The organism is Pseudoclavibacter sp. VKM Ac-2888 (genome assembly GCF_015351285.1).
Taxonomy (GTDB): Bacteria; Actinomycetota; Actinomycetes; order Actinomycetales; family Microbacteriaceae; genus Pseudoclavibacter.
Window position 1 is genome coordinate 2897720 of record NZ_JADKSM010000001.1, and the last position, 19317, is coordinate 2917036.

18 protein-coding genes are annotated in these 19317 nt (G+C 70.0%); 16 read left to right on the top strand and 2 right to left on the bottom strand.

Annotation, left to right across the window (positions count from 1 at the left end; all coding sequences use genetic code 11):
- Positions 1 to 58: 58 nt before the first annotated feature.
- The 8 genes from ITJ61_RS13700 (at position 59) to ITJ61_RS13735 (ending at position 8695) form a co-directional block, all read left to right on the top strand.
- A complete protein-coding gene (locus tag ITJ61_RS13700; protein WP_104243463.1) occupies positions 59 to 352 on the top strand; it encodes a hypothetical protein in 294 nt (97 codons plus the stop codon).
- A 19-nt stretch (positions 353 to 371) separates the two neighbouring features.
- Positions 372 to 1190 carry a hypothetical protein gene (locus ITJ61_RS13705; RefSeq protein WP_194686448.1) on the top strand — a complete coding sequence of 273 codons (819 nt, stop codon included), beginning with the start codon at positions 372 to 374 and terminating at the stop codon, positions 1188 to 1190.
- Positions 1190 to 2773, top strand: a complete 1584-nt coding sequence (locus tag ITJ61_RS13710; protein WP_194686449.1) for a hypothetical protein — start codon at positions 1190 to 1192, stop codon at positions 2771 to 2773. Before ITJ61_RS13705 ends, ITJ61_RS13710 begins: the two co-directional genes overlap by 1 nt.
- A 4-nt stretch (positions 2774 to 2777) precedes the next feature.
- Complete coding sequence (locus tag ITJ61_RS13715; RefSeq protein ID WP_194686450.1) at positions 2778 to 4271, top strand: SCO6880 family protein; 1494 nt, start codon at positions 2778 to 2780, stop codon at positions 4269 to 4271.
- Complete coding sequence (locus ITJ61_RS13720) at positions 4268 to 5830, top strand: ATP/GTP-binding protein (protein ID WP_194686451.1); 1563 nt, start codon at positions 4268 to 4270, stop codon at positions 5828 to 5830. The genes ITJ61_RS13715 and ITJ61_RS13720 overlap by 4 nt, the downstream gene beginning before the upstream one ends.
- On the top strand, positions 5827 to 7632 hold the full coding sequence (locus ITJ61_RS13725) for a type IV secretory system conjugative DNA transfer family protein (protein ID WP_194686452.1): 1806 nt from the start codon (positions 5827 to 5829) through the stop codon (positions 7630 to 7632). The genes ITJ61_RS13720 and ITJ61_RS13725 overlap by 4 nt, the downstream gene beginning before the upstream one ends.
- Positions 7629 to 8030 carry a DUF4913 domain-containing protein gene (locus ITJ61_RS13730; RefSeq protein ID WP_323744362.1) on the top strand — a complete coding sequence of 134 codons (402 nt, stop codon included), beginning with the start codon at positions 7629 to 7631 and terminating at the stop codon, positions 8028 to 8030. The genes ITJ61_RS13725 and ITJ61_RS13730 overlap by 4 nt, the downstream gene beginning before the upstream one ends.
- A 269-nt stretch (positions 8031 to 8299) precedes the next feature.
- Positions 8300 to 8695 (top strand): type II toxin-antitoxin system HicB family antitoxin, encoded by a 396-nt coding sequence (locus ITJ61_RS13735; RefSeq protein WP_194686454.1) that lies wholly within the window; start codon positions 8300 to 8302, stop codon positions 8693 to 8695.
- A 104-nt stretch (positions 8696 to 8799) separates the two neighbouring features.
- On the opposite strand, the gene aspS is transcribed toward ITJ61_RS13735, so the two are convergent.
- On the bottom strand, positions 8800 to 10110 hold the full coding sequence (gene aspS / locus ITJ61_RS13740) for an aspartate--tRNA(Asn) ligase (protein WP_194686455.1): 1311 nt from the start codon (positions 10108 to 10110) through the stop codon (positions 8800 to 8802).
- Between the two features lie 117 nt (positions 10111 to 10227).
- Between aspS and ITJ61_RS13745 the strand changes: the two genes are divergently transcribed.
- From ITJ61_RS13745 to ccsB, 5 genes are read left to right on the top strand one after another with little or no spacing between them, the layout of a single operon-like run.
- Positions 10228 to 10875 (top strand): histidine phosphatase family protein, encoded by a 648-nt coding sequence (locus tag ITJ61_RS13745; RefSeq protein WP_104243445.1) that lies wholly within the window; start codon positions 10228 to 10230, stop codon positions 10873 to 10875.
- Entirely contained in the window at positions 10872 to 11510 is a 639-nt protein-coding gene (locus tag ITJ61_RS13750; RefSeq protein WP_323744363.1) for a TlpA disulfide reductase family protein, read from the top strand. Before ITJ61_RS13745 ends, ITJ61_RS13750 begins: the two co-directional genes overlap by 4 nt.
- Before the next feature lie 53 nt (positions 11511 to 11563).
- Complete coding sequence (locus tag ITJ61_RS13755) at positions 11564 to 12418, top strand: cytochrome c biogenesis CcdA family protein (protein ID WP_416366857.1); 855 nt, start codon at positions 11564 to 11566, stop codon at positions 12416 to 12418.
- Positions 12402 to 14213 carry a cytochrome c biogenesis protein ResB gene (gene resB / locus ITJ61_RS13760; protein WP_104300478.1) on the top strand — a complete coding sequence of 604 codons (1812 nt, stop codon included), beginning with the start codon at positions 12402 to 12404 and terminating at the stop codon, positions 14211 to 14213. Before ITJ61_RS13755 ends, resB begins: the two co-directional genes overlap by 17 nt.
- Positions 14210 to 15301: a c-type cytochrome biogenesis protein CcsB gene (gene ccsB / locus ITJ61_RS13765; RefSeq protein ID WP_104300480.1), complete on the top strand. Its 1092-nt coding sequence runs from the start codon at positions 14210 to 14212 to the stop codon at positions 15299 to 15301. Before resB ends, ccsB begins: the two co-directional genes overlap by 4 nt.
- Here ccsB and ITJ61_RS13770 read toward each other — a convergent pair.
- Complete coding sequence (locus ITJ61_RS13770; protein ID WP_104243439.1) at positions 15286 to 16299, bottom strand: o-succinylbenzoate synthase; 1014 nt, start codon at positions 16297 to 16299, stop codon at positions 15286 to 15288. The genes ccsB and ITJ61_RS13770 overlap by 16 nt on opposite strands.
- A gap of 107 nt (positions 16300 to 16406) precedes the next feature.
- Here ITJ61_RS13770 and ITJ61_RS13775 point away from each other — a divergent pair, with 107 nt between their 5' ends.
- From ITJ61_RS13775 to ITJ61_RS13785, 3 genes are all read left to right on the top strand, one after another.
- A complete protein-coding gene (locus ITJ61_RS13775; RefSeq protein ID WP_104243437.1) occupies positions 16407 to 16949 on the top strand; it encodes a hypothetical protein in 543 nt (180 codons plus the stop codon).
- A 79-nt stretch (positions 16950 to 17028) separates the two neighbouring features.
- Positions 17029 to 17940 (top strand): 1,4-dihydroxy-2-naphthoyl-CoA synthase, encoded by a 912-nt coding sequence (locus ITJ61_RS13780; RefSeq protein ID WP_104243435.1) that lies wholly within the window; start codon positions 17029 to 17031, stop codon positions 17938 to 17940.
- Positions 17941 to 18027: 87 nt separating this feature from the next.
- Positions 18028 to 19293, top strand: a complete 1266-nt coding sequence (locus ITJ61_RS13785; RefSeq protein WP_323744365.1) for an AMP-binding protein — start codon at positions 18028 to 18030, stop codon at positions 19291 to 19293.
- Positions 19294 to 19317: the final 24 nt, after the last annotated feature.

Below are 19317 nucleotides of genomic sequence, written 5' to 3' on the forward strand. Positions count from 1 at the left end.
AGCGGAGCTGCCCTTCATCGCGCGTTCCCGCGTTCATCTCGACAGGAGACCACCGACCATGACGATCGCCGCACTCACCGACCTGCTGCTCGACGCATCAGCGCACCTCACGACGCTCCCCGACCCCGACCCCGTGCAGCCTCCAGGCACCGAGGGGCTCACGACGCTGCTCGGCTGGGTGAAGTGGATCGGTCTCGCCGTGTGCGTCCTGGGCCTCATCGCGGCCGGCACGATGATGGCGATCCAGTCACGCAGAGGCGAGGGCGGCGAGCACGCGGGGAAGATCGGCATGGCGCTCGGCGGCGTCATCATCATCTCGGCGGCGACCAGCCTCGTCGGCTTCTTCGTCTGATGCGGGGAGGGCGAGCATCATGCCGAGCGGCGGATCGTTCCAACGGCGGTCAGCGCAGCGCCGGAGGGCTTCCTCCGGGAGCCGGCCAGGGTTCATCGTCGCCGCGCTGGGCGTCGCCCTGCTTGTCGTGGCCGGCGTCGTGGTCTCCATCCAGGCCGCCTTCGGTGGCGGCACATCCGGAGGCGAGATGACAGTGGGCGACGGCCAGCGGGCATCCGCTTCGGCGGGTGCCACGCCTGCGGGTCCCGAGCCCGGGCCCGGTGATGCCGGCGCGGTCGCGGCCGTCTCTCCGAGCAGCTGCGGGCTGCGCGAACCGGAGCGGACCTCATTGCCTCCCGCTGACAGGCAGCTCCTGATCGCACCGGCGACCAGCTGGCGCGACGTCGACGTCAACCTGGCACCGAGCTCACCGGAAGCGGGCCCGGCGGCACTGCACGAGGACGGCTTCGGATACTGCTTCCAACGTTCAGCCGAGGGGGCGCTGTTCGCCGCCGCGAACTTCCTCGTGCAGTCGAACACTCCCGCGCTTCGAGCGCCGCTCCTCGACTACGCACTCGCCGCAGGCCAGCATCGGGAGTCCCTGCTCGCCGATTCGGGCTCGGGAGGCTCCGGCGTGCGACTCCAGATCGTGGGCTACCGGTTGCTTGCGTTCGACGGGGACACCGCGCGCGTCGACGTCGCCCAGCGTGTGAGCGTCGACGGGACGACCAGCTTCATCGCCGCCGTCATCGACCTCGTCTGGGTCGACGGCGACTGGCGCATTCCGAGCGATGAGCCTGCTCCGGTGCGCCTGCAGTCGCTTGGCGACGTCGGCGGCTACGTGAGATGGAGCGCCTGATGGCCGACTGCGGACTCATGGACTTCGAGTGCTACTCCAAGGAGATCGCCTCGACGGTGTGGACTCGAACACGGGAAGCCCTCCAGAACGACATCAACGAGTGGATGGCCGAGCAGCTCTCGACTCTCGGCACGATGTGGGTCGACGTCCCGACGCCCGACCTCGGGACGACCGGTGCGCCCTCTGGCACGGCGCCGGCAGCGCCGACGGGAGACATCGAGACCCACCTCGGGACCGTCCTCGGCTACGTGAGCTGGATCTCGGGCACCGTCGCGATCATCGGACTCGTCTTCCTGGCCGTCATGGTGGGGCTGCGCATCCGCTCAGGCGACGGCGTCCCCTTCCATGGACGCCTGTTCGCGGTGCTCGCTGGCGGGGTGCTCATCGCGGGAGCTTCGTCGCTCGTGTCGGCCCTCATCCCCACGGCCCCAGCGGCGGCGACCAACACTGCGACGTTCCTGCAGTCGTCGACGTGGTGGCTGGCTGGGGTCTGCGCGATCGTGTCGGTCATGATCGGCGGTGCTCGCATGGCCTGGGAGCAGCGCGCGAGGCCAGGGCAGGAGCTGCTGAAGAGCCTCCTCACACTGGTGGTCGTCGCCAGCGTCGGTCTCACGATCGTGTGGCTGCTCGTCCGTGCCGGCGATTCGTTCTCGACCTGGATCATCGACGAGTCGCTCGAATGCGACCTCGACGGAACACCGAACTGCTTCAAGGACAACGTCGGCGTGATGCTCGGAACCTCGATCGCCGGTGTCGCCGGCGCAGCAGGCGGGACTGCCGGGCCCGCCGCGTTCTCCGGGGTCGTGAACGGCCTCTTCATCGGGGTCATCGTCGGCCTCGTTTCCGTCGTCCAGGTGCTCCTCATGATCGTGCGAGGGGGGATGCTCGTGATCCTCGCCGGAATCCTCCCGCTGGCGGCCTCGGCGACGAACACCGAGCTCGGCCGGGGCTGGTTCCAGCGCTGCCTCGCCTGGCTCACCGCCTTCATCCTCTACAAGCCAGCGGCGGCGATCGTCTACGCCGCCGGATTTCGCATGACCGGGGCGGCCCCGAGCGCCGAGAGCGGCGCCGTGCTGACCACCTACACGGGGATCGTGATCCTCGTGCTCGCCATCGTCGCGCTCCCCGCGCTCATGCGATTCGTTACGCCCATGGTGGGCGCGATCGCCTCGAGTGGGGGCGGTGCCGCGATCGCCACCTCGGTCGCGGATCGGGTGCCAGAGGGTGCACGACCGAGGCCGGCCTCAGCACCCCAGGGGAGCAGCGTCCCGCGCGGCGGAGGGCGTGCCTCGACAGGCGGCGGCCCTGCGTCGCGCGGCTCAGGACCGAGCCCGCGGGCGGTGCCTGCTGCGGCGGGAACATCTGCGGCATCGCCGGGGAGCACACGCGCAGCCGCGTCGACGGGTACTGCCTCCGGCGGTGCGGCAGCCGCAGCGGGAGCAGGCAAGGCCCTCGCTGGGCCCTACGTCGCGGCAGCGATCGCAGGCGTTCAGCCGTTGAAGAAAGCCGTCCAGTACGGCACTGACGCCGCGATCGCGGTCGCAGAACGGACAACAGGAGAGGACCCGAGCGGTGGTCGATAGCTCGATGACACGACAGACGCGAACCTACGGGAACTGGCGGAAGCCGACGTCAGCGGGACTGCTCGGTCTCGGCTCGGTGGGGACGGCGCTCCTGCTGGGCGGACTGGTGCTCGTCGTCGTGGCCGTCATGATCTCGGGCCTCATCGCTGCGCTCATCGTCGCCTCGGGGATCGGCGTCGCGCTCCTGATGCTCGTGGTGCGCGACGCGCACGGCAAGAACGCGCTGTCGCGGCTCGGAGCCCACTCAGGCTGGGGCCTCTCGCGGGCGAGGGGCGAATCCGCGTACCGGTCCGGTCCGGTCGGTCGAGTGCCGTGGGCGACGTTCCAGCTGCCGGGCATCGCAGCGCCGACCAGGCTGAGCGAGCACGTCGACTCGCACGGCCGGCCATTCGCGCTGCTCCTGACGCCCGCGGTCGGCAGCTACACCGTCGTGTTCGGCACGGACCCGGATGGCGCGGCGCTCGTCGACCAGGAGCAGATCGACTCCTGGGTCGCCGAGTGGGGCCACTGGCTCTCCAGCCTCGGCGACGAACCGGGCATCGAGGCGGCGTCGGTGACGATCGAGACGGCCCCCGACTCCGGCTCTCGCCTCAGGCGAGAGGTCGCCATGAACATCGACCCCAACGCGCCAGCCTTCGCGCGGGCGGTGCTGGAGGAGACCGTCGCGGGGTACCCGGAGGGCTCCTCCACGGTGAAGGCCTTCGTCGCGCTCACCTTCCAGGGGGCCCTCCGAGTCGGTGCCAGAAGGAGGGCGCCGGACGAGATGGCGCGCGAGCTCGCGGCGCGGCTCCCCGGTCTCAGCGCGGGGCTCCAGGCAACCGGCGCGGGCGTGGCGCAACCGCTCACCGGGCAGGAGCTCTGCGAGATCGTCCGAGTCGCCTACGACCCGGCAGCCGCGGTGCTGATCGACGAGGCGCACGCCGGAGGGGAGATCCCGGAGCTCAGCTGGAGTGACGTCGGCCCGGCGGCGGCCCGCGCCAGCTGGGCAGGCTACCGTCACGACTCCGCCTACTCGACGACCTGGGCGATGACCGTCGCACCCAGGGGCAGCGTGCAGTCGAGCGTCCTCGCGCGGCTCCTCGCGCCCCATCGTGACATCGCGCGCAAGCGGGTGACGCTGCTCTACCGCCCCATCGACGCCGCCAGAGCAGCGGCACTCGTCGAAGCTGACCTCAGCGCGGCCCAGTTCAGGCAGACCTCCACCTCGAAACCCGCCGCGCGCGACACGCTCGCCGTCCGCGCCGCCGCCGCGACGGCAAGCGAGGAGGCATCCGGCGCTGGCCTCATCAACTTCGGAGTGCTCGTCACGGCGACAGTGCTCGACGCCGCCCACGAGCTCGACGCACGAGCGGCCGTCGACAACCTCGCCGCGACAGCACGCCTCCGCCTGCGCCCCGTCTACGGATCCCAGGACTCGGCCTTCGCCGCGGCGCTCCCGCTCGGCCTGGTCCTCAGCAAGCACCTGCGAGTGCCGAGCGAACTGAGAGAGAAGCTATGAGACGAGCACACGCCAGGTCACGCAAGCAGGCGACCCAGGAACGAGCGCGCCCACCCGAGCGGCCGGGTCCCAGAGGCTGGAGCGGGACCGGCCGGGGCGCATCCACCTACGTCCAGGCGCCCGACGAATGGCGCGGCACCACCGTCCAGGTGTGCGGTCTCTGGCCCTTCGCTGTCGGCACGGGAACTCCCATGATCGGGGTGCCCCTCGGGCGGCACACGCAGACCGGCGCGACCCTCTGCTGCGACCCCATCTCGTGGTTCCAGCGGGCGAAGCTCATCAGCAACCCCTCCGCGTTCATCCTCGGCAAGCCCGGGCTCGGGAAGTCATCGCTCGTGCGTCGCATGGCGACAGGCCTCGCCGGCTACGGCGTCATGCCCCTCGTGCTCGGCGACCTCAAACCCGACCACGTCGACATGATCACTGCCCTCGGCGGGCAGGTCATCTCGCTCGGGCGCGGACGCGGCTACCTCAACGTGCTCGACCCGGGAGAGGCGACGGCCGCCGCGCGGCGGCTCAGGGCGAGCGGCTTCGACGCCGAGGCTGGCCAAGTGCTCGCCGATGCGCATGGCCGCAGACACACGATGGTGTCGGCCCTCCTCACGATCATGCGGCTCCAGCCGCCGAGCGATCGAGAGGAGACGATCCTCGACCGGGCACTCAAGTGGCTCGACCAGCACCACGACGGCGTGCCCGTTCTCGGCGACCTCCTCGAGGTCGTGCGTGCAGGCCCCCCGGAGGTGCGCGCGGTTGCGCTCGACCGCGGAGACGACAGCAGGTACAAGGCCATCACGGAAGACCTCGAGGCCTCCCTCATCGGGCTCGTCGGAGGGGGCAGGCTCGGCGAGACGTTCTCCCGCCAGACCACCAACCCTACGCGACGCGACGCGCCAGTCGTGTACGACGTCTCGTCCATCGACGACTCCGACGTGGACCTGCAGGCGGCCGCGCTCCTCGCCTGCTGGTCGGCCGGGTTCGGCACCGTCAACGTCGCGAACGTGCTCGCGGATGCGGGACTCGAGCCCCGCCGGCACTACTTCGTCATCCTCGACGAGCTCTGGCGCGCGCTGCGAGCAGGCAAGGGAATGGTCGACAGAGTCGACGCCCTCACTCGCCTCAATCGCCAGCGCGGAGTCGGCATGGCAATGATCTCGCACACCATGAGCGACCTGCTCGCGCTGCCCACCGAGTCCGAGCGGATGAAGGCGAAGGGCTTCGTGGAACGCGCCGGCATGGTCATCTGCGGCGGACTGCCGGGTGCCGAGATGCCGCGCCTCACCTCCGCGGTGCCCCTGTCGCTCGCAGAGCAGGAACTTCTCATCGGCTGGCAGGACCCGCCAGCCTGGGACGCGACCAGCGGCAGAGAGGCCGAGCCACCGGGGCGAGGCAAGTTCCTCGTCAAGGTCGGCGGCAGGCCTGGCATCCCGGTCGACGTGCAGCTCACCGCCGCAGAGGCGAGCATCAACGACACCAACAAGCTCTGGCACGAGCCGAGCCGTGTGGCCGGGCTGGGCCCGGAACCGTCAGCTGGTTTCGACCCGGAGCGGATACGGCGATGAGCGCGCCGCGAAAGCGGGGCCCGGGCGGCATGGCTGCCGAGGCCGTGCTGCTGTGGATCGGACTCACTGCCGCCGTGGTCGCCATCGGCGGGACCAACCTCTGCGTGCGGGTCGCCGCGAACGTCGAACGCCCCAGCGAGCCGCTGCCCGACGATGTGTTCGCGCTGTTCTTCGGCGTGCTTCGGGGCAGCATCCACTGGACTGCCACAGCGACCGGGGTTGCGGTGGCGCTCGGTCTCGGTCTGGCGCTCGCGGTCTCGGCGACGCTGCTCCTCGCTCGCGGGCATCTCACCGGCAGTCGACGCCTCGACCGCTCTGCGGCGCTCCTCGGGCGGGGCCGGGAGATCGCAGGCATCAGCGCCCGCGGGGCGCGTGCGAGCAGCCAGCGCCTCGGCGTCGCGGGCCCCATCGGCGTGCGGCTCGGCACGAGCCTGCCGGGCGGCTCCCCCGTCTTCGGCAGCTGGGAGGACATGCAGATCAACATCAGCGGCCCGCGAACCGGGAAGTCGACGGCCTTCGCCATCCCCGCAATCGTCGAGGCGCCGGGAGCCGTCATCGTCACGTCCAACAAGCGGGATGTCGTCGACGCCACCCGGGGCGTGCGCGCCGAGGCCGGGCGAGTCTGGGTGTTCGACCCGCAGGGTGTTGCAGGCGACGCCGCAGAGTGGTGGTGGGACCCGCTCAGCTACGTCACCGACGAGGTGCAGGCGGGAAAGCTCGCCGAGCACTTCGCGAGCGGATCCCGGGAGCCGGGCTCGAGGGCAGACGCGTTCTTCGACCCAGCTGCGAAGGATCTCCTCGCCGCGCTCCTCCTGGCAGGGGCCCTCGCAGGCACCCGCATCACCGAGGTGTACCGGTTGGTGACGCGGCCCGGTGACGACGATGCGGTCGGCATCCTGCGGGATGCGGGGTACCGCCTCATCGCCGACCAGCTCGAGGGGGTGATCAGCGCGCCCGAGCGCCAACGCGGCGGCATCTACGGCACCGCGCAGCAGATGGCGTCCTGCCTCACCAACGGCGCGCTCGCCCCGTGGATCACAGCGACCGGGGAGCTCGACACGAGGCCGCGGTTCGACCCGCGCGAGTTCGTCCGTGGAACCGACACGCTCTACTCGCTGTCCCGCGAAGGACAAGGGACAACAGGCCCGCTGGTCACCGCCCTCACCGTCGCCGTGGCCGAGGCGGCGGAGGAACTCGCCTCCGCCTCGCTGTCCGGACGGCTCGCTCGGCCCCTGCTCGGCGTCCTCGACGAGGCCGCGAACGTCTGCCGCTGGCGAAGCCTCCCCGACCTATACAGCCACTACGGGTCGCGGGGCATCGTGCTCATCACCATCCTCCAATCCTGGTCGCAGGGCGCCGAGGTCTGGGGCGAAGGCGGCATGCGCAAGCTCTGGTCGGCGGCCAACATCAAGATCTACGGGGGAGGCGTCAGCGAGGCGGCCTTCCTCGACGAGCTCTCCAAGCTCGTCGGCGACCACGACCGGGAGCTCTCCTCGCTGAGCTACGGACGAGGCCACCGCACCGTCTCGAAGCAGCTGCATCGAGAGCGCATCCTCGACGTCGCCGAACTCAGCGCGCTCCCACGCGGGCGCGCGCTCGTGCTCGCATCCGGCAGCCGCCCCACCCTCATCAGGACCAGGTCGTGGATGCAGGGCCCGCACGCCGCGCGCATCCGCGCGTCGATCACCGCGCACCAACGAGGAGGCGACGCCACAGGAGGAGACGGGGCGGAACGCGACGAGGCTGAACGCGACGGGGCTGAATGCGACGAGGCGGAACGCGGAGAGGAGACACTGCCGTGAATCAGGAGCAGAGCCAGGGTGGCATCTCGAGCGAACTCGCGCGGGCTCCGGGACCGCAGTTCGCGTGCCTCGCCGACTTCGTGGCCGAGTTCGTCGCGCGGAGCTGCGCGCGCAGAGTCGACGGCCGGACGCGCGTCTGGTCGGCGCGCTGGTGGGACTCCCCGGAAGCGGTGCTCCGCCTCGGTGGGCTCTGGCAGGCGTGGGAGGAGCTGAAGGACGTGCCCGGAGGTGCGTCCCTCTGGTTCCGAGACCACGCCGACTACCACCTTGGCGTGCTCTTCAGCCCAGACGGACCCTTCGAGGCGAGCCCCGACGTCCGCGAGAGCACCAGCCGCCGCGGCGACGACCTTCCCTGCGCGCCACCACCGCCCGGCCACGAGGTCTCCCGACGACGCTGACCCATGCCCCGAACGCAGCAGAGCCGCTCGAAATTTGTCAAGAGCTATTGCCAGTATTCGTCTATACCTCTGGACAAACATGTGAAACGCTTGGACCTTCTCCGGCGACTGCGTCGACATGCAGCCGAACAGCGACTCGAGATGGTGCTCACCGAAGGCGCCAGCCACACCAAGGTCGTGATCGGGGGCGCGAGGACCGTCGTGCCGCGTCACAGTGAGATCAACGAGCGGACGGCAAGAGCCATCCTGAGACAGATGGGAATCGAACGATGAAGGTAACGGCGCGGGCGACCCGTTCCGGTTCCTGGTGGGCCGTCGAGGTGCCAGAGGTGCCAGGACTCTTCACGCAGGTGAAGCGCCTCGAGCACGTCAGAGAGCAGGTCGCGGACGCGGTCGAGCTCCTCGAAGGTGTGCCAGCGGCAGACGTGCAGATCGCGCTCCTACCGGTGTTCGATACTGCGACGGATGGCGTTGTTCACGGCGCGCAGGACGCGGCGGCGGCGGCAGCCGCTGCCCAATCTGTCGCCTCACGCCGCATGCGGTCGGCCGTGGCCCGCCTTCGCGACGAGCAGCTCACGATGCGAGACATCGCAGAAGTCCTCGGCATCAGCCACCAGCGCGTGTCGCAACTGGCGCAGGACGCCGGCGTCCGCGAAGCGGGCTAGCGCTCAGTCGACCGCGGTGCTGCGCGCCCCGGACGCAGCAGAGCCGCCCGCGATCACTCGCGGACGGCTCTGGGGAGACTCGGCAGGGCAGGCTGCCGGGTGGCTTACGGCTGCAGGCGGTTCGGGCCGCGGAACAGGTACGTGACCTCGCGCAGCGTCGTCTGGTGCAGCATCAGCATCAGGATGCGCGCGAAGCCCATGCCGAACCCACCGTGGGGCGGCGCGCCGTAGCGGAAGAAGTCGAGGTAGAAGCCGAGCTCGTCGACCTCCATGCCCTTCTGCTTCGCCTGCTCCTCGAGCAAGTCGACACGGTGCTCGCGCTGAGCGCCCGTCGAGATCTCGACGCCGTTCCAGATCAGGTCGTAGCTCTTCGTGAGCGACTCGTCGCCCTCGTGGCGCATGTGGTAGAACGGCCGGATCGAAGCCGGGTAGTCCGTCAGGAACACGAACTCGTGGCCGAACGTCTCCTGCACGTGCGCCGCGATCTGACGCTCGCCCTCAGGGTCGAGGTCCAGGTCGTTGCGCTCGAGCTTGTGGCCGCGGGCCTCGACGATCTCTCGAGCCTCCAGCAGCGGGATGCGCGGGAACGGCAGCGACGGAACGACGATGTCGACGTCGAAGAGCGCCTTGATCTCTTCGCCGTGGGCATCCTTGACCGCCTGCAGGCCGGCAACCATGAGCTGCTCCTGCATCTGCATGACGTCCTCGTGCGACTCGATCCAGCTCACCTCGGCGTCGATGCCCGTGAACTCGGTCGCGTGGCGCGAAGTGAAGGAGGGGTCAGCGCGGAACACCGGCCCGATCTCGAAGATCTTGCCGAGGCCCGAGCTCATCGCCATCTGCTTGAAGAACTGCGGGCTCTGCGCGAGATACGCGCTCGTGTCGAAGTAGTCGACCTTGAACAGCTCGGCCTTCGACTCGGACGCCGAGGCCATGAGCTTCGGGGTGAACAGCTCGACGTAGCCGTTCTCCACCCAGTAGGTGCGGAACGCGTGCGCGAACGTCGTCTGGATGCGGAAGATGAGGGCGTTGCGCGGGATGCGCAGGTCGAGGAAACGCCAGTCGAGGCGCTTGTCGATCGACGTGTCCTCGGCGATGGGCGTCTCGGGGAGCGCCGCGGTCTCGACGACGATCTCGTCGACCTTGACCTCGAGGCCGCCGAGCTTCACGCGCTCGTCGGCCTTCTTCTGGCCGCGCACGGAGATGAAGCTGCCCTGGGCGAGCGCGGAGATCGTGTCGGAGATCGCCTCGCGGCCCTCGGCGCGCGGGTTCACGAGCTGGACGGCGCCGCTCTCGTCGCGGAGGACGACGAACTGCACCTTCTTCTGGTCTCGAACCGTATCGACCCACCCCTGCACAAGCACGGGGCCGTCTTCGAGCGTGGAAAGGGAGGAGATGAGGGCGCGATCAGTCACCTCGCAAGGGTACCCGAGGCGCAGACGCGTGCGAGCGGGAAGACAACAAGGCACAGCTTGGGGTGCGGATGCGCATCCTGTGCCGCAGTGTCGGTGGCGGTTCGTAGACTGGAGCGCATGGCGGCACAGCGAATCCACCTCGTCCGCCACGGCGAGGTCGAAAACCCCAACGGGCTCCTCTACGGGCGCCTCCCCGGCTTCGGCCTCTCCGAGCTCGGCGCGCGCATGGCGCGCGTCACAGCCGAGGACCTGCACGCCAGGGCCGTGCCCGCCACCCGCCTCGTCGTCTCCCCGTTGCAGCGCACCCGCGAGTCGGCGGCACCCATCGCCGAGCTGTTCGGCCTCGAGCCCGTCATCGACGAACGCGTCATCGAGCCGACGAACGCCTTCGAGGGGCGACGGATGACGGGCAGATACGGAGCCCTGCGTCGCCCTGGCTCGTGGCCGAAGCTCGTGAACCCCCTGCGCCCCAGCTGGGGCGAGGCGTACAAGTCCATCGTCGCCCGCATGCGAGAGGCGGTGCTCGACGGGGCCGAGCTCGCAGATGGCGGCGATGTTATCGTGGTCTCTCACCAGCTGCCGATCTGGATGGTGCACCGCGCGCTCTCGAAGGAGCCGCTCGCGCACAACCCGAAGCACCGGCGGTGCTCGCTCTCGAGCATCACGACGCTGGAGTACCACCCCGCAACCGGCTTCGTGGAAGCCGACTACCGCGAACCGGCGGCGCACGAACTCGGCGCCGCCACCGATGAGGGAGCCGTGTGACCATCCGCTCAGAGAGCGTGAAGACGTCGCGCTTTCCCCGAACCCTCCGTGCAGCCCTCGCGACCGCAAGCGTCGCCACCATGCTGGCGCTCGCCGCCTGCTCCGGAGACGAGCCGCTCGCCCAGGACTACGCCGCCGGGGGAGATCAGGGCTACGTCGCGGGCGACGGCAGCTACGAGATCTTCCCGGCGGGCGAACGACAGGACCCGATCCAGTTCGGTGGCGTCACCGAGTTCGGAGACGAGCTCTCCAGTGAGGATCTCGCGGGCTCCGTCACCGTCGTCAACTTCTGGTACGCCTCCTGCCCGCCCTGCCGCCTCGAGGCCCCGGACCTGCAGGCAGCTTGGGAAGAGCACGAAGACGACGGCGTGAAGTTCGTCGGCGTCAACATCTACGACCAGGCGGCGACCGCCAAGACCTTCGCCGAGACGCAGGGCATCACGTACCCGTCGATCCTCGACGTCGACGACGCGAGTGTGCGACTCGCCTTCGCCGACAACGTGCCTCCCCAGGCCATCCCGTCCACGCTCGTGCTCGACGCCGAGGGTCGGGTCGCTTCCGTCATCCGCGGGCCGATCGACCCCTCGATCCTGAACTCGATGATCACCGACACGCTCGCAGAGAGCAGCAAGTGACGACCCCCCTGCTCGCCTCCTCCGCGCTGACGGCGATCGCCCCCGGCAGCGCGGTGGGCGAGACGATCGTGAGCGGCCAGCTCTTCCTCGCGATCCCGCTCGCCGTCCTGGCCGGCCTCATCTCCTTCGCCTCCCCGTGCGTGCTGCCGGTCGTGCCCGGCTACCTCGGGCTCGTCGGCGCAGTGGCACAGGATGCGCCGGCCAAGGTCCCCGCTCGCCAGAGCGTCGGAGCGCACTCGGGTCCCGCAGCCGCAGCCGAGTCCTCCTCACGCGCATCGCGACTCGCTGACCAGCCCGAAGCGAAGCGGGGCCTCCTCGCCCGCCTCACGACCGGACGCGGCCGAGTCGCGTTCGGCGCGACGCTGTTCGTGCTCGGCTTCACCGTCGTCTACGTCCTCTCCGGCGCGGCCTCCGGTCTGCTCGGATTCTGGCTCATGGAGTACCAGCGCGTCATCATGCGGGTGCTCGGCGTCGTCGTCATCGTCATGGGCGTCGTGTTCATCGGCCAGGTGTCGTTCATGCAGCGCACCGCGCGCATGAAGTTCGCGCCGTCCGGCCTGCTCGGAGCGCCCCTTCTCGGCATCGTCTTCGGCGTCGGATGGGCTCCGTGCCTCGGGCCGACGCTCATCGCGATCAACTCCCTCAGCTACCAGTTCGCCTCCCCCGGCCGCGGAGCGCTCCTCGCGTTCTTCTACTGCATCGGGCTCGGCCTCCCGTTTGTCCTCGTGGCGCTCGGCATCGGCCGCGTGACGACGGGCATCAACTGGGTGCGGAAGCACATCCGCACGATCAACCTCGTCGGCGGCGGCATCCTCATCCTCATCGGGTTCCTCATGGTGATCGGCGTCTGGCAGCACTTCATGTCCGCATTCGCGGCGACGATCGGCGGCTATGTCCCGGCCCTCTGACCACTTCGACGCGGGGAAGGACGGCTTCGAAGCCCGCGACCGCGAACCGAAGAAGACCGCATCAGGCGCCGCGCGCGCGAGCATGCCGAACAAGCCGGGCGACATCAAGAAGCCCGGCCGCGCATCCGCGCTCGTCGCCTGGCTCCGCACTGCCTGGCGTCAGCTCACGAGCATGCGCACCGCGCTGCTCCTCCTGCTGCTGCTCGCCATCGCCGCCGTGCCCGGCTCGCTGGTGCCGCAGCGCTCGAGCGACCCCAACGGGGTCATCGTCTACCAGGACACGTACCCGGACATCGCCCCGTTCCTCGACGACATCGGCATGTTCGACGTGTACAGCTCCCCGTGGTTCACGGCGATCTACCTGCTGCTCTTCGTCTCGCTCATCGGCTGCATCATCCCGCGCATCAAGCACCACTGGGATGCGCTGCGCTCGAAGCCGCCGAAGACTCCCGCGCGTCTCTCGCGGCTCGACGCCTACTCCACGCAGGTCCTCGACTCGTCGCTCGACCCGAAGCGCGGCGCCGTCATCGACGAGGCCGCCAAGCTGCTGCGCGACAAGAAGTACCGCACCGTCATCTTCGATGAGGGCAAGCGCGGCATCTCCGTGTCCGCGGAGCGCGGCTACCTGCGGGAGACGGGCAACCTGGTCTTCCACTCGGCCATGGTCGGCATCATCGTGGCCGTCGGTATCGGCGGCGGCTTCACCTGGTCCGGGCAGCGTGTGCTCGTCGAGGGCCAGACGTTCGTGAACGGCCTCGTCAGCTACTCGTCGTTCAACCCGGGACGATTCTTCACGCCAGACGTGCTCGCGCCGTTCTCGATGCGTCTCGACTCCTTCGACATCACGTACGAGGAGGAGAACCAGAACGCCATCGGGCAGGCCACCGACTACGCGGCGAACGTCACCGTCAACACTCCGGGCGGCGAGCCGAAGACCGAGACGGTGCGCGTCAACGACCCGCTTCGCTTCGCCGGTACCGACAGCTACCTCCTCGGCAACGGCTACGCCCCCGAGATCACGGTGCGCGACCCGGACGGCAACGAGGTCTTCTCCGACTTCGTCCCGTTCCTCCCGCAGGACGCCTTCCTGACCTCCATGGGCGTCGTGAAGGTCCCGGATGGGCTCGACGAGCAGATCGGCATGCTCGGCTTCTTCTACCCCTCAGCGGTCGAACTCGAGTCGGGTGCGCTCACCTCGAACCATCCCGACCTCCGCGACCCGATGCTGACGCTGAACGTCTACTCGGGTGACCTCGGCCTCGACGACGGGGTCCCGAGGTCCGTGTACACGCTCGACACGGATACGCTCACGCCCATCGCGGCTCGCGACCTCGACTTCAAGCCCATCGAGCTCCGGCCGGGTGAGACCGCCGAGTTGCCGAACGGCCTCGGCACGATCGAGCTCGGCGAGGTTCCTCGCTACGCGTCCTTCGACGTGCACGAGGACCCGACACAGATACCGGTGCTCATCTTCGCGATCCTCATCATCGGCGGCCTCTTCACGTCACTGCTCGTGCCGCGGCGCCGCCTCTGGGTGAAGGCCACGACCCGCTCCGACGGCACCGTGCTCGTCGAGTACGCGGGCCTCGCACGTGGAGACGACCCGCAGCTGGCCGCCTCGGTCAATGATCTCCTCGACGCCCACACGAGAAAGATCGTAGGCTTAGCGGAACCTGCGTCGCCGGCCCGCGCCGCCGGGGCACCTCAAGGCCCCGAGGCCACCCAAAGCTCACCATCTGGCGCCGGCAGCCAAGGCGCGGCGCTCGCCTCTTCTCCCACTCAGGAAGCTCCATGATCGAAACGCTGTCCAGCTGGTCGAACCTGCTCCTCTACGTCGCGATGGCGGTGTACTCGATCGCGTTCATCGCCTTCGCCATGGACCTGGCCGGTCGCAGCGCACGCGCAGCCGAACGCTCCGAACGGCAGTCGGCGGTCGGAGCGACCGCCGCGCGCCGCAATGCGCTCGTCGGCGCGGCAGCCCCGGCAGGAGCAGCCGCGCATGACGGCGTCGCGGCAGACCGCGACGTGTCCGAGCCGGCCAGCTACACGACGGAGGACCCCGCGAGCTCGGTGTCTCTCGCGTCCACGCGCACCGAGTCGGGCGACGCCTGGCGCGACACCCGCGCGACGCCGTCGCTGCGCATCGCGATGTGGCTGACCATCGCCGCGTTCGTCGTGCACCTCGCGGCGACCACCCTCCGCGGCATCGCCGCTGACCGGGTGCCGTGGTCGAACATGTTCGAATTCTCCATGACCTCGACGCTCCTCATCGTGCTCGTCTTCCTCCTCGCCCGCTTCTGGGCCGACGTGCGCTTCCTCGGCACCTTCATCACGGGCTTCACCGTCATCACGCTTGGCATCGCCACGCTCGGCTTCTACGTCGATGTCGTGCCGCTTGCGCCCGCTCTGCAGTCGGTGTGGCTCGTCATCCACGTGTTCGTCGCGTCGCTCGCGACCGGCTGCCTCGCGATCGGCGCGGGCCTCAGCGCCGCGCAGCTCCTGCAGACTCGTCGAGTTGCGCGCGTGCGTGCCGGTCTGCCCACGAAGCTCAAGCTCCTCTCGGCGCTGCCAGACGCGGTGCGCCTCGAGAACCTCGCCTACCGCATCAACATCATCGGCTTCATCCTCTGGACCTTCACCCTCATGGCGGGGGCCGTCTGGGCTGAGCGCGCCTGGGGCCGCTACTGGGGCTGGGACACCAAGGAAGTGTGGACCTTCATCATCTGGGTGGTCTACGCGGGCTACATCCACGCTCGTGCCACGCGTGGCTGGCGCGGAACGCCGTCGGCGTGGCTTGCCATCGCGGGCTTCGCGACGGTCATGTTCAACTTCGGCGTCGTCAACGTGTTCTTCAAGGGACTGCACGCCTACTCGGGGATCTGAGCAGACCCTCCGGCGAGGAGGGCATGGCAGCGGCGGAGCCGTTCCCTCCACCATTCCTGCCGTTCGGCAGGGGAGGCGAGCCGCTTGAGCGCGGCTTCGTCGACCGTGACGGGGGCGAGCGGGATGCGCCCGGCGCGCGGGCGGAGCGGCTCGATCACGACATCCTCCGCGAGCAGCGACGCCGTTCCGAGGCCCGCGTCGTGGCGAGGCGCTGGCAGGGCTGCGGCGAGCTGTGCTCCCATCGCGATGCCGACCGAGGAGTCGAGGGCGCTCGACACGGTCGCGGGAAGCCCCGCCGACGCGACGATGTCGACCGCGCGGCGGATCCCGCCGAGGGGCTGCATCTTCACGACGACCACGTCAGCTGCGCCGAGGCGCGCGACCTCCAGGGGGTCATCGGCCTTCCTGATGGACTCGTCGGCGGCGATGGGCACCTCGATGCCAGCGTCCCGCAGGCGGCCCCTGAGCTCGCCGAGCTCGGCGGTCGTCGCGCAGGGCTGCTCCGCGTACTCCAGGCCGAAGCGGGCCAGTGCCCGGAGAGCGGTGACGGCGTCATCGACCGACCAGCCGCCGTTCGCGTCGACGCGCAGCCGCGCATCTGCGCCGAGGCGCTCGCGCACGCCGGCCACCCGGGTGATGTCGTCGGCGAGCGTCTGCCCTCGCTCGGCGACCTTGACCTTGGCCGTTCGGCAGCCGTCGAAGCGCGCGAGCACGCCGTCGAGCGCGGCCTCCCCGACGGCGGGCACGGTCGCGTTGACCCAGATCTCGCCCTCCGCGTGACGCTCGAGGGTCTCATCGAAGCCGAACTCGATCGCGGCGCGCAGCCAGTTCGCGGCTTCCGCGTCGCCGTACTCGAGGAACGGCGAGAACTCGCTCCATGCGACGGTGCCGCGGATGATCGCCACCTCGCGTGCATCCACCCCTCGGAACCGGGTCACGAGGGGAAGCGTCACGATGTGCGTGCGGTCGAGGAGCTCGTCGATCTCGGGCAGCTGCATGCCGCCATTGTCTCGCGCGGTCCCGGGAAGGTCTCACCGGCTGGGGACGTTCGGCGCGGATCGCGCTAGGCTGAGGCATCGATCGGTCATGCCGGACGCAAACTCCTATGTCTACGAACCTCTCCAGCCCCGCACCTCGCTTCAGCCCTCCGCCGGCCGACGAGGACTTCGGTGACGCCCTCGTCAGCTCCGGCTCTGGAGGGCACCGCCCCCAACGGGTCGTCTCGACGGGCGGCAGTGGCAGGCTCGGGTACGGGAAGCCGCAGTATCGGCACGGCTCGCTCGTGCAGCGCACCTGGTACGAGATCGCCTTCAACCCGCGCCGCTGGTCGGCCGGCCACTGGGCGCTCCTCGGGGTGCTCATCACGGTGCTCGCCGACGTCTTCGTCTTCTTCTACGCCTCGAACCTGTTCGGCATCGACCGCAAGTTCGAGATCGAGATGTGGCTGCTCACGGCCGGCATCGCGGGCTTCCTGACGATCGCGATGGCCCTCTGGGGCATCATCTTCAACAGCGCCAGGGGTGCGGCGATCTTCGCGATCATCCTCGGACTGCCGTTCGGGGCACCCCCCGCGTGGCTGGTCGGCAACACGATCATCCAGCTGATGGCGAACGGCGGCACCCTCCCCGTCGCGCCGCCCCTCTGGTAGCGGCGCAACGCTCGGAGGCTCGGACTCGACGGGTGCACGCCCCGCAGGACCCTGCCCGCTCGTCGGATAGCGTTATGGCATGACTGCCTTCGTCTCCGAACTCTTCGACGCCGAGCGCTGGCGCACCGTCCCGGGCTTCGAGGAGCTCACCGACCTCACCTACCACCAGGATCTGACGGGCCGCATCGCCCGCGTCGCCTTCAACCGGCCAGAGGTGCGCAACGCGTTCCGCCCGCAGACGGTCGATGAGCTCGCGCGTGCCCTCGACGATGCGCGCATGAACCCGCGCATCGGCGTGGTGCTGCTCACGGGCAACGGCCCGAGCCCGAAGGACGGCGGGTGGGCGTTCTGCTCGGGCGGCGACCAGCGCATCCGGGGTCGCGACGGCTACAAGTACGCCGACGGGGAGACGCGCGACACCATCGACTCGGCCCGCAACGGTCGGCTGCACATCCTCGAGGTGCAGCGGCTCATCCGCTTCATGCCGAAGGTGGTCATCGCGGTCGTTCCCGGGTGGGCCGCTGGGGGCGGGCATTCGCTGCACGTGGTGTGCGACCTGTCGATCGCGTCGCGCGAGCACGCGAAGTTCAAGCAGACGGACGCGGACGTCGGGTCGTTCGACGCCGGCTACGGTTCGGCGTACTTCGCGAAGCAGGTCGGGCAGAAGTTCGCGCGCGAGGTGTTCTTCCTCGCCGAGGAGTACTCGGCGGAGCGCGCCATGGAGATGGGCACCGTCAACCGGGTCGTGCCGCACGCGGAGCTCGAAGTCGAGGCCGTTCGCATGGCGGAGACGATCCTGACGAAGTCGCCCACGGCCATCCGCATGCTGAAGTTCGCGTTCAATGCGGTCGACGACGGGCTTGTCGGGCAGCAGGTGTTCGCCGGCGAGGCGACCCGCCTGGCCTACGGCACGGATGAGGCCGTCGAGGGGCGGGATTCGTTCCTCGAGAAGCGCGAACCCGACTGGTCGCCGTTCCCGTGGCAGTTCTGACGTCGCGGATCCCTGGCGCCTCGTTGGGGCGGGGGCTTCGACGTGGGTGCTGAGCCCGGGAGGGGCGGCGCGCGTCCGCTGGTCCGCGTGGATGCGAGTGACACGTCCGCGGTCACGTCCGCGCTCCGGAGCGCGCTGAGCGGTGCGGGTCCTGCCGTGCTGCCCACGCAGCCGCCAGCAGGCGCGCTGGCGTCGGGTGAACTCGGCCTGGCCGGCGAGGCGCTCGGCGCCGTGCCGGAGGGCGTCGTGCTGGTGATCGAGACGAGCGGGTCGACGGCGGAGCCCAAGCGCGTCATGCTCACCGCAGACGCGCTGCGCGCATCCGCTGCGGCGACGTACGCGCGCTTCGACCTGCTGTTCGGGAGGGCGCGCGCAGCTGAGCCCACTCGCCAGTGGCTGCTGACCCTGCCGGCCTCCTACGTGGCGGGCGCGCAGGTGCTCATGCGGTCGATCCTGGCCGGCACGGAGCCCGTCGTGCTGGGCGATGACCATTTCACGGCTGAAGGGTTCGCGCGCGCCGCCGCGGAGCTCACCGCCGACCGGCGCTACGTCTCGCTGGTGCCCGCTCAGCTGGCGCGCCTGCTCGATGCGTCTCCTGCGGTCGCGGACGTGGTTGCTCGCTTCGATGCCATTCTCGTCGGCGGGCAGTCGCTGCCGCCCGCGCTTCGCTCGCGGGCCGAGGCGCTCGGCTGGAACGTCGCGACGAGCTACGGGTCGAGCGAGACGAGCGGCGGGAGTCTCTACGACGGTGAGCCGCTCGACGGGGTGCGGATGCGCATCCGCGACGGTGAGGTGCAGCTGGCCGGTCCCGTGCTCGCGGCCGGCTACCTTGGCGACCCGCGCCGCACGGCGGAGGCCTTCATCGAGGATGGCGGCGAGCGCTGGTATCGAACGAGCGACGGCGGACGCCTCGAGCGCGATGAGACCACGGGCCGAGAGCGGCTCGTGGTGACCGGACGCCTCGACAACGTCATCGTCTCCGGGGGTGAGAAGGTGCTCCTCGACCGGGTCGAGGGCATCGTGCGCCAGCTGCACGGCCTCGCCGACGCGGTTGTCGTCCCCGCGCCGTCCGAGGAGTGGGGGCAGGTGCCCGCGCTTGTCGTGGAGGCTTCCGGCTGGGCACCGGACGGCCCCCCGCCCGGTGTCGAGGCGACGCTGCTGGACGCACGTGCGCTCGCGGGCGACGAGCGCTGGCGCTCTGTTCGCGAGGCGACGGGGGCCGCTGGCCGCGCGGCTCGCCCGGCGCTGCTCGTGCTTGCACGGCGCATCCCGTATCTGCCCAGCGGGAAGCCCGACCGCCGATCGCTGGAGCGCCTGGTCGCGGGGCTCGCCCGCGCAGTCGGCGAGGGCTGAGCGCCGGGCTGCCGATCAACCCTG

Coding starts and splice junctions, on each gene's coding strand:
- ITJ61_RS13700 (WP_104243463.1), top strand. CDS start 59: ATGACGATCGCCGCACTCACCGACCTGCTGCTCGACGCATCAGCGCAC.
- ITJ61_RS13705 (WP_194686448.1), top strand. CDS start 372: ATGCCGAGCGGCGGATCGTTCCAACGGCGGTCAGCGCAGCGCCGGAGG.
- ITJ61_RS13710 (WP_194686449.1), top strand. CDS start 1,190: ATGGCCGACTGCGGACTCATGGACTTCGAGTGCTACTCCAAGGAGATC.
- ITJ61_RS13715 (WP_194686450.1), top strand. CDS start 2,778: ATGACACGACAGACGCGAACCTACGGGAACTGGCGGAAGCCGACGTCA.
- ITJ61_RS13720 (WP_194686451.1), top strand. CDS start 4,268: ATGAGACGAGCACACGCCAGGTCACGCAAGCAGGCGACCCAGGAACGA.
- ITJ61_RS13725 (WP_194686452.1), top strand. CDS start 5,827: ATGAGCGCGCCGCGAAAGCGGGGCCCGGGCGGCATGGCTGCCGAGGCC.
- ITJ61_RS13735 (WP_194686454.1), top strand. CDS start 8,300: ATGAAGGTAACGGCGCGGGCGACCCGTTCCGGTTCCTGGTGGGCCGTC.
- ITJ61_RS13745 (WP_104243445.1), top strand. CDS start 10,228: ATGGCGGCACAGCGAATCCACCTCGTCCGCCACGGCGAGGTCGAAAAC.
- resB (WP_104300478.1), top strand. CDS start 12,402: ATGTCCCGGCCCTCTGACCACTTCGACGCGGGGAAGGACGGCTTCGAA.
- ccsB (WP_104300480.1), top strand. CDS start 14,210: ATGATCGAAACGCTGTCCAGCTGGTCGAACCTGCTCCTCTACGTCGCG.
- ITJ61_RS13770 (WP_104243439.1), bottom strand. CDS start 16,299: ATGCAGCTGCCCGAGATCGACGAGCTCCTCGACCGCACGCACATCGTG.
- ITJ61_RS13775 (WP_104243437.1), top strand. CDS start 16,407: ATGTCTACGAACCTCTCCAGCCCCGCACCTCGCTTCAGCCCTCCGCCG.
- ITJ61_RS13780 (WP_104243435.1), top strand. CDS start 17,029: ATGACTGCCTTCGTCTCCGAACTCTTCGACGCCGAGCGCTGGCGCACC.